This is a genomic window from Glutamicibacter sp. BW80, from assembly GCF_002332385.1.
Taxonomy (GTDB): domain Bacteria; phylum Actinomycetota; class Actinomycetes; order Actinomycetales; family Micrococcaceae; genus Glutamicibacter.
Genome location: NZ_NRGV01000059.1, coordinates 127,413 through 136,974 on the forward strand (window position 1 = coordinate 127,413; position 9,562 = coordinate 136,974).

Sequence of the window (9,562 nt, forward strand, 5' to 3'; positions counted from 1 at the left end):
TTTGCGACCGCAAGACCTATTGCATATTCAATGTGATCTATGCCATTCTGAGATCATAAGTTCGCAACCTCACAAAGGAGTCATCATGGATCAGCAGCAAGGCCAGGAAATCATCTTGGGCGACCTACCCAAGGGCATCACCTTGGCAAGCGAATCAATGGGCAACAAGACATGGAACGTCCTTGGCCATACTTACCTATCCAAGGTCGAGAGCTCCAGCAGTTTTGCATGGCTGTCCCTGGATCCAGTGGGCACCGGCGTGCCGCCACATGTGCACCCGACCCAGGACGAACACATCTACATCATGGAGGGCACCTACACCCTTTATCTGGACGGCGAATGGTTCAAGGCGGGCCCTGGCGATACCGTGCGGATGCCGATGGGCCTTCCTCACGCGTACTTCAATAAGGATGAAACACCGGGCAAGTCGCTCTTCTGGGTCAGTCCTTCAGGTCAGCTCGCCACGCTTTTCGATGAACTCCATGATTTGACCGACCCGGAGGAAGTCGTCCGGCTCTCGGCGCTGCGCGACGTCAACTTTCTGCCACCAGGATCGGTCCCTGGCGCAAACTAGTATCGTATGAAAATTCCGGGTGGCCGGCAGGGAGATCCTGCCGGCCACCCGTCGGTGAAAGGTAAAATCCCGTGACTCAAAAACAGCAAGGCAGCCAAGTATTGAGCTACGGCGGCCATCCAGATCAGCGCATCACCTTGGTGCACCCTCAAGACCAATCCTCCCGGGGCACCGCGGTCTTGGTCCACGGGGGCTACTGGCGACAGCGGATCACCGCCGCGGTTATGCAGCCCATGCTTGAGGATCTGCTGCAGGCCGGCTGGAGCGTGGCCAATGTGGAATACCGGCGCGGACCAGAACATGCCTGGCCCATGCCTTCTAGCGACGTAGCCGCAGCGATTCGGCTGGTTCGCAGCACGCTGCGCGACCAGGGACGCGAACAGCACGTAGTACTGGTCGGGCACTCGGTCGGAGGGCAGTTGGCCCTGCTCAATGCCGATCTTGCCGATTCAGTAGTCGGCCTTGCCCCGGTCACCGATGCGGCAAAGGTCTTCGAAGAAGACCTCGGGGACTCGGCGGCCATCGAGTATTTCAGGAAGTCACCAGTTGAGATTCCCGGCATCTACCGCCAAGCGTCACCATGTGCGCAGCCGGCTCCGGTGGTGCCTGTGCTATTGGTCCACGGGCGAGATGACGACCGGGTGCCACTGGAGCATACCGAGCAGTACATCCGCTCTCTGGGCGAAATCGCCCAGTACACGACGATGATCCATCCCCGGTTGGATCACTTTGGGATCATCGCTCCGGAGCAGCATCATTGGGATGCGGTTCGGGACTGGATGGATCAGAGCTCAGCTAGCGCGCGAGCAGAGTAGCTCAGTCGCATACGACTCCGCCAGCGGGGACAACAGCTCATGCAACGCAAGGAAGGTCTTCTTAGCCTGCGGCGCTTTCCACCCTTCGGGAAGGTATTCGAAGGGAAGATTCGGATCACGATAGGGGAAGTGCCGCCACCGTGTCAGCATGGGCACGTAGAAGGCAAACGCCTCACGCTCTAGATCGCTGCGCTCCTCGGAAGATTCTGCTGTCGCGGCAAGTCTCTCGCGCCATGCGCCCAGTCGTCCGACGTAGAGCTGAAGGAAGTCGGTGTACTGCTGGTCCAAGGCCTGCAGGTCCCACCACTGCGCCACACGGTCCCGGATATCTGCCGCGGGAATGTAGTCTGCGCGGAAGTACTCAATGTATTCGGATAGCCCGCGTGCGTCCAGCCGCGCCTTGGCCTGTTCGAATGCCATTTGCGGCCCGACGGCCACGCCTCCGGCGACCATCCCGAAGCCCATGCTCCCCAACTCAGTACGAAGTTCGTACCGGCGGTGCCGCTCGCTTTCGGGCACCGAGAAAATAGCCAAAATCAGCGACTCCTCCGAAGTGGAGCGCGACGGGGCAAAGATCCGCTGGTCGTCCTTGCGGAAGCCATCCACGATTTCGGCGGACAGCTGATAGACGGACTCATTTCCAGAGCGCTCGTTGATGAGCACTCCGCGGCTTTTCAATCGAGAAATGGTCGAACGGGAGGCTTGGGATTTAATCCCCAGCGCACCGAGCATCTCAACGATGACGGAGACGGGGAATGAGCTGGCAGCTGATTGCCCATATAAGCCATAAAGCGTCACCAGCAGATTCTGGTGTTGCAATTTCATTCCCCCGACATCCACTGGAACGACGTCCTCCATTTTGCTGATTAGAATTTATGGTACTCAATCTCATCCTATGCGGACAGCCGCTATTTCCAGCGCAAGACGGTGACGTGGCCGCATGCCACGGGGCATTTCAGCGTAAGCCTCTTGGAATGCACCACGGCCACCGCGCGCGACATATCACCTAGCGAAAGCAGAGAAACGGGTACCGCCCGGTCGCTTCTTTTGATTTCGCGTTCGCTTTGACATCGTAAGCCAGCGACAGCTTCCCGCTGTTTTCGTGTTGGCGCTCTCGACCGATCCCTCTGCCCGACAAAGTAGGCGATTAATTCCCTCCAATTCGATATCCACTCAATTTCGCGGTGGTCTGTGCAGGAACATTTTTGGTCGATGCGCTTGTAACTCCGAGTATTCATTGGTCGAGTTTTCCACAACACTATGGCTCTAGTTTTTCAAGAACGGTAGCCGGTCAGTCAGATCTTGTAATCAAACAATCGTGAACCGATATGCGCTTCAAACGCCGCAACCGTGGACTCAAAATCATCACGCTGCACGTTACTGATCGCGTTCTTCGCATCATTCCACACATGCTCAATCGGATTATGATCCGGCGCGTAGGGTGGGAAATTGATCAAATGAACATCCTGCAACGTCTGACCCGAGGCCAGTTCCGCGCTGATCAGATTGTTCTTATGCCACGAAGCGTTATCCCACACGATCACGATCTTCTTCCCCGAATGCAACCCCACCAAGGTCTGCACCGCTTCCAAAATAGTAGCGCTGTTCTGCCAGTCCAACCGCAACGGCAGGCATTGGCCCGTGTTCTGATTCAGAAACCCGATAAACGACTGAGAAGCCGTTTTCCGATCCACCTTCAACACAGTTTTCGTGTTCTTCTCGTACCACGCTTTGCGCACCACAGCTTCCTGATCGATACGCACCTCATCGGCCGCGAACACTAACGTGTCCTCGTCAGCCAACGGGGCGACTAGTTCTTCACGGATTTCCTTCACCCGCTGGTCAATAGCCTTTTCATCGGCACGTCGACGGTCAAACTTTTCCGGCTTATGAAAGGAGAGTCCAGCCATGCGCAGTAGGAAATGGTACGAAGAATTCGATGCGTACTCGATGTTGAACGTGGTCGATAACCAATGGTCCAGCTTCGGAACATCCCAGAACTGGGCCGGCAGATACTCATCTCCGGGTGGCTGGGAGAGGACTTCGGTGACAGTTGCTCGTTGTTCCTCAGTGAGGAAGCTACGGTTCAGGTTTCCTGCGTGCCCGGTCAAGAGCGAAGCCATGCGTTGCTGGTGCCAATCAGTGACCCAGTCAACCAGTGTTGAGGGTTCACGGTCCACGAATTCAGCAACAATTTCCGGGGCAACGTCCCGAGAAAGAAGCAGCAAAGCCTCAGCTTTTTTGATCACGAGCTTATGCGGTGCATTGGCTTTGTACTCTTTGAGTAGTCGGCGTTCTTCATCGGAAAGTTGTGGGGTGCGCATGCTTCCAAAATTAACATTCCTGCAGTGCTGGGACGGGTGTAACGCGCCGGGATCAATGCTTTTTCAGAACCGCTTTTGAACTGTGACCGCCATAGTCGCATCATCATTGATTCAATAGGATTCAAATATGATCGAACATACAGCGAGCGCCTCTTGCCAAAGTGGTGCCAATAGTGGAACCATAGGGATATGTCGGGAATAGACGGCATAGAAGCGAAGATGAGGGAAAATCCTAAGAACATCAAGTTCACGGACATTCGTAAAGTTTGCGATGCACACTTTGGAATACCTCGGAACCGGGCAGGAAGCCATGTGATATACAAAACTCCCTGGCCTGGTGATCCTCGAGTGAATATTCAGAACAAAGATGGGATGGCTAAGCCTTACCAGGTGAAGCAAGTACTCGAGGCAATCGAGAAAATGAAGGAGATGAGCGGAGTTGACTAATTTGCATACGCCAGCAGTCGCAGCTCACTATAAATACAACGTGTCATGGTCACCTGAAGACGAAGAATTCGTCGCAACTGTTGCGGAATTCCCATCCTTGTCGTGGATGGACGAAGACCAAGTCGCGGCCTTGACTGGCCTACGTGATCTGATCGCCGAAGTTATCCAGGATATGAAGGATAACGACGAAGAAATACCTGTTCCTTTTTCGGTTCGAAAATATAGCGGAAGCATTCGCGTTCGCGTTAGCCCGGAAAAGCACCGCGATCTGACCATCGCCGCTGCCGACCAAGGAGTCTCGCTGAATCGCTACCTTACGGAGCGACTAGCTTCCTGCTAAGGCTACGGGACAAAACAGTCCTTTATTATGGCTCGCTCGACCGTTGCAACTTCTCAAGTTGCAACGGTCGAATTGCGTTTAAATCCCTTACACGATTCAGATAGGCAAGCTTGTTCTGGGATCCAGCGGACTGCTCGTCGTCCTCGCAGAACTATGCCCATGGCCCATAATCACGGATCCAAATCACGTGCGGACAAAGTTTGAATTTTGAGCACAGAAAACCCCGGCCCACCAACGGTGAACCGGGGTTTTCAAACTAGAAAACGAGAATTACTCGGCCGCTACGGCTTCTGCTTCTTCGTCCTCTTCAACAACTGGAGACAGCGACAGCTTTCCGCGGTCATCGATCTTGGTGATCTCGACCTGGAGCTTCTGGCCTACCGAGACGACGTCCTCAACATCCTCGACGCGCTTACCGTCGTTGATCTTGCGCAGCTCGGAGATGTGCAGCAATCCGTCCTTGCCTGGAGTCAGCGAGATGAACGCACCGAAGGTGGTCAGCTTCACGACAGTACCCAGGTAACGCTCGCCGATCTCAGGAACCTGAGGGTTGGCAATCGCGTTGATGGCCGAACGTGCGGCTTCGGCGGACTCACCATTGGTGGCGCCGATCAGCACGGTGCCGTCATCTTCGATCGAGATGTCCGCTCCGGTGTCTTCCTGGATCGTGTTGATCATCTTGCCCTTCGGGCCGATGACCTCGCCGATCTTATCCACTGGGATCTTCACCGAGATGATGCGTGGCGCGTAGGTGGACAGCTCATCCGGGGTGTCGATGGCCTGGTTGACCACGTTCAGGATGTGCAGGCGGGCCTCGCGGGCCTGGGTCAGCGCTGCGGCGAGCACCGAGGCCGGGATGCCGTCTAGCTTGGTGTCCAACTGGATCGCGGTGATGAACTCAGGAGTACCAGCCACCTTGAAGTCCATGTCGCCCATGGCATCTTCGGCGCCGAGGATATCGGTCAGGGCAGCGTAGCGGGTTTCGCCGTCGACGGTGTCCGAAACCAGACCCATGGCGATACCGGCAACCGGTGCGCGCAGTGGCACACCGGCGTTCAGCAGCGACAAGGTGGAGGCGCAGACCGAGCCCATGGAGGTCGAGCCGTTGGAGCTCAGTGCCTCGGAGACCTGGCGGATTGCGTATGGGAATTCTTCACGCGAAGGAAGAACAGGCATGATGGCGCGTTCTGCCAGGGCACCGTGGCCGATTTCGCGGCGCTTCGGCGAACCTACGCGGCCGGTTTCACCGGTCGAGTATGGCGGGAAGTTGTAGTTGTGCATGTAACGCTTGCGGGTGACCGGGCTCAGCGAGTCGATCTGCTGTTCCATCTTCAGCATGTTCAAGGTGGTGACGCCCATGATCTGGGTTTCGCCACGCTCGAAGATTGCCGAACCGTGTACGCGAGGCAGGACCTCGACCTCGGCGGAGAGCTGACGGATGTCAGCCAGGCCACGGCCGTCGATGCGGATCTGCTCGGTCAGGATGCGCTGGCGCACGATGTGCTTGGTGACCGCACCGAAGGCCTTGGAGATTTCCCCTGCACGCTCGGCGAAGGCTGCGCCTTCACCGGTCAGCTGTGCGACGATCTCGTTCTTGAACTCGCCTGCGGCGTTGTCGCGGTCCTGCTTGTCAGCGATGGCGTAGATTTCGGCCAGGCGGGTGGAGGCTGCTGCCTCGACCGCTGCGTAGGCGTCATCTTCGTAGTCGCGGAACACTGGGAACTCGACGGTTTCCTTTGCGGCACGGGAAGCCAGATCGGCCTGCGCCTCGCAGAGAACCTTGATGAATGGCTTAGCGGCTTCAAGACCCTGGGCAACGACCTCTTCGGTTGGCGCGGTGGCGCCGCCCTGGATCAGTTCCCAAGCGTTATCGGTGGCGTCAGCCTCGACCATCATGATCGCCACGTCGTCGCCTGCCACACGGCCGGCAACAACCATGTTGAACACGGCGTTCTTCAGCTGGCTGTGCTTCGGGAAGGCAACCCACTGGGCGCCTTCTCCGTCGTCAACCAGTGCAACGCGGACGCCGCCGATTGGGCCGGAGAATGGCAGGCCCGAAAGCTGGGTGGACATCGAGGAAGCGTTGATCGCGACGACGTCGTACAGCTCGTCTGGATCGATGGCCAGAACGGTGACAACAACCTGAACCTCGTTGCGCAGGCCCTTGACGAAGGCTGGGCGCAGCGGGCGGTCCATCAGGCGGCAAGCCAAGATGGCTTCGGTCGATGGGCGGCCTTCGCGACGGAAGAAGCTGCCCGGAATACGGCCAGCTGCGTACATGCGCTCTTCGACGTCCACGGTCAGTGGGAAGAAGTCGAAGCCTTCGCGTGGGTGCTTGCCGGCCGAGGTGGCCGAGAGCAGTGCGGTCTCTTCGTCGATGTAGACCATTGCAGCGCCCGCGGCCTGCTTGGCCAGACGGCCGGTCTCGAAACGAATGGTGCGGGTACCGTAGCGACCGTTGTCGATCTGTGCTTCGGCGAACTGAATTTCTGGACCCTCCATTAAGGGGGTTCTCCTTTCGATCGCTCCCAAAGAGACAAGCGATCCGTGCAGGCCTACCCAGATCTGGTCTTCGATCGAGACTCGCACTTTAGCCGCAATAGACTAGAGCGAAAGCCACTACCGAGGACCGCGATACTGGCGGTCAGGACTCACGGTGACGCAGTCATAGGGAGTGTATTTATCGTTGAGGGCTTGGCCAAAGGCCAAGACCTGACTCTAAGCCTACCGGGAATTAGTCAAAGGTGCAGTTTTTGTCGGATCGAGCGGGTGTCTTGGTGCCCAAACCCAAATCCCTCGGGTTCTCTGACGCGTTGCAACGGACTCGCCGGCCCCCGCTTTGACGGCATGCTCAACGCCAGCAGCAGATCGCCTAAACGCTGCTGGCCCCACCGAGGGACCTACGTCGACAGAGGAGGCAGTCGATCTATCCGTTAGTCCAAGTGCAGAACCCGACTCCCCCGGTGCATCCCCGGCTCCCGCAGCGGCGGAGGAAATGACTGAGGAAGAACTCGCTGTCTGGGCAGATGAGAAGTTGCAGCAGTGGATGGACGACATCAACGAGAGTTGGGAAGGCGTTGTAAAGGACATCCATCAACCATCTGATTTCCTCAAGTGGTATCCGACGGACCCACACAGTCATATTATCTCGGTCGAGGCGCCCGCATACGGCGAACTGGTCATCACGCTAGAACCCTACAAATGGGAGTCGAGCCCGACGGATGACCTCGCGTATGTAGGAAGCAACACCACGCTGCGCATTGGAGAACGCGAGCCCCATCTAGAAAGGATCACGGTCCTCACGCAAGATGGGGAACACCGCTACGTTGCCACTCGCGCTCAGTGGCCGCCAATGAAAGGCTAGCGCCCGATTCCAAAGTCGAAACGCCCGGGCGAAATGCCTGCTAGCTGGCGCGCGCCCAACGGCGATGCCGCCGAAGTTCGTTGGCCCTGCTCCTCCGAAAACAGCGCCCCCTGAGGCAAGCGAACTGACCTACGGACTGGGCCAGGATTCATCGTCAGAAAACATTCGCGGCGCCCAGGCTAACTACACGCCACGAATAGTTGGCCCCGATCTAGCCGATGAGACGCTACGTAGACACCGACTAGTCCGCACCTTATATTGCCGCGACCTTCACCAGCTTCTCAATGCCCTTCTAAATCAAGGAGAGGCCACGCGCTCGATAAACGATGACCGAATATTGCCGCACTGAAGCCAACGCTCAGATCAAGATGCACAGATTAGCACCTCGTCGAGGCCCTAGGGCTACGTATCCATTTACTTTCGTAGTCGCGCCCCCAAGGACGACTGCAGCACGAATGCAGATCATTCATTCGAATGGCTATTAAAATTACTTCACATTAATCTCTCCTACAAAACAACTAGTCAAAACATTCTGTGGTACTTCTTGTACATCAAGTGGTTGAACTCGTTATCTATTCGTGATCTACTGGCCGGAGTTCCGGGTACCTCGACGGTATTGGGATCACACTTGCCCGCATCTTCTTGAAGACGAAAGCTTTTCTCTATGAACCAGTCCCCGAAATCCAACGCGCATAGAGCTCGATTGCCACTAGCCGTCATCACGGCCGGCTCGCTCGCCTTAGGCGGCGTTGTTGGCGGAGCAGCAGTCATTTCTCCCGCCATGGCAACGCAACAAGCCACGATCAATGCCGCGAATCCCTCCGCGGATGTGCCACCTATCAAGAACGATGAGGAACTTAAGGTCGTCAACCCAGGCGAGGAACTGTTCTCTTTCGATTATGAAAACAGCGACCCCGCCAAGGGACTTGTGATCCTCAACGACAAAACTGGGCTCATCAACGAGGGCGACGAAGTGTGGTTGAGTTCGTCATCCCTACCGCAGACCGGAAGTTCGACCCCGGCAAAATACGAAAATGGGCAAGTTGTGTACAACGGCCCACGCGATACCCCTAATGGTTACCAAACGTGGCCATCGGATACCAAGCAGGTGAGTTTCGGGGCTTCTGTAGGCCCTGACCACGGGATCCACCAAGGCGGCACTCACTTCGTGCCCGCTGGCGCTCCCTCGTTGGAGGCCGACAAAATAGAGCAGACCAGCGACACTCCACTACTGCCGGTAGGTACTGAGTCTTGGACTTTTAACATTCCTGCGTCGCCGTCATGGATCGCAGATGCCACGGTCGAAGTCGCATACTGGAGCGACGCTCCGGATGCACCTAATCAAGGGTTCATGAACTACGAGCTAAGCGACAAGACCTTTGCAAACGGTCAGCTTACGGTCTCCGATGAAGTACTACCGAAACTCTCCGAAGGTGATTTTTACTTCGTCACGTTTAGAGGAGCGGGCGAGGATCAGCTTGCCACCGCCTACATGGGTCTGTACGGCGAGCTTCCTGAACCGACTCCCGAACCAACCGAGGAGCCAACGGCGGAACCAACAGAAGAACCGACCGTAGAACCAACGGAAGACCCGACAACAGAACCTACGGTTGAACCAACAGAAGAACCGACCGTAGAACCGACCGTAGACCCTACTGAAGAACCAACAGAGGAACCGACTGTAGAACCTACCGAGGA

At 56.7% G+C, this 9,562-nt stretch carries 8 protein-coding genes; 5 read left to right on the forward strand and 3 right to left on the reverse strand.

What is annotated here, in order from left to right; translation table 11 throughout:
• Positions 1–85: 85 nt before the first annotated feature.
• Together CIK76_RS15940 and CIK76_RS15945 are read left to right on the forward strand one after the other, a co-directional pair.
• Positions 86–574 carry a cupin domain-containing protein gene (locus tag CIK76_RS15940; RefSeq protein WP_176484258.1) on the forward strand — a complete coding sequence of 163 codons (489 nt, stop codon included), beginning with the start codon at positions 86–88 and terminating at the stop codon, positions 572–574.
• Between the two features lie 71 nt (positions 575–645).
• On the forward strand, positions 646–1,389 hold the full coding sequence (locus CIK76_RS15945) for an alpha/beta hydrolase (protein WP_096288207.1): 744 nt from the start codon (positions 646–648) through the stop codon (positions 1,387–1,389).
• Here CIK76_RS15945 and CIK76_RS15950 read toward each other — a convergent pair.
• Together CIK76_RS15950 and CIK76_RS15955 are read right to left on the reverse strand one after the other, a co-directional pair.
• A complete protein-coding gene (locus CIK76_RS15950; RefSeq protein ID WP_096288316.1) occupies positions 1,366–2,214 on the reverse strand; it encodes a PaaX family transcriptional regulator C-terminal domain-containing protein in 849 nt (282 codons plus the stop codon). The genes CIK76_RS15945 and CIK76_RS15950 overlap by 24 nt on opposite strands.
• A 470-nt stretch (positions 2,215–2,684) precedes the next feature.
• Positions 2,685–3,713, reverse strand: coding sequence for an IS630 family transposase (locus tag CIK76_RS15955; RefSeq protein WP_096288209.1), 1,029 nt, complete (start codon positions 3,711–3,713; stop codon positions 2,685–2,687).
• Positions 3,714–4,152: 439 nt separating this feature from the next.
• On the opposite strand from CIK76_RS15955, the gene CIK76_RS15965 reads away from it, so the two are divergent.
• Positions 4,153–4,500 carry a toxin-antitoxin system HicB family antitoxin gene (locus tag CIK76_RS15965; RefSeq protein ID WP_217990415.1) on the forward strand — a complete coding sequence of 116 codons (348 nt, stop codon included), beginning with the start codon at positions 4,153–4,155 and terminating at the stop codon, positions 4,498–4,500.
• 270 nt (positions 4,501–4,770) lie between these two features.
• Here the strand turns inward: CIK76_RS15965 and CIK76_RS15970 are convergent, their stop codons facing one another.
• Entirely contained in the window at positions 4,771–7,002 is a 2,232-nt protein-coding gene (locus CIK76_RS15970; protein ID WP_096288215.1) for a polyribonucleotide nucleotidyltransferase, read from the reverse strand.
• A 493-nt stretch (positions 7,003–7,495) separates the two neighbouring features.
• Here CIK76_RS15970 and CIK76_RS15975 point away from each other — a divergent pair, with 493 nt between their 5' ends.
• Both CIK76_RS15975 and CIK76_RS19930 read left to right on the forward strand, forming a co-directional pair.
• Positions 7,496–7,864 carry a hypothetical protein gene (locus CIK76_RS15975; protein ID WP_096288217.1) on the forward strand — a complete coding sequence of 123 codons (369 nt, stop codon included), beginning with the start codon at positions 7,496–7,498 and terminating at the stop codon, positions 7,862–7,864.
• Between the two features lie 664 nt (positions 7,865–8,528).
• Positions 8,529–9,562 (forward strand): hypothetical protein (locus CIK76_RS19930; protein WP_176484259.1); only part of this gene is annotated, 1,034 nt, incomplete at its 3' end.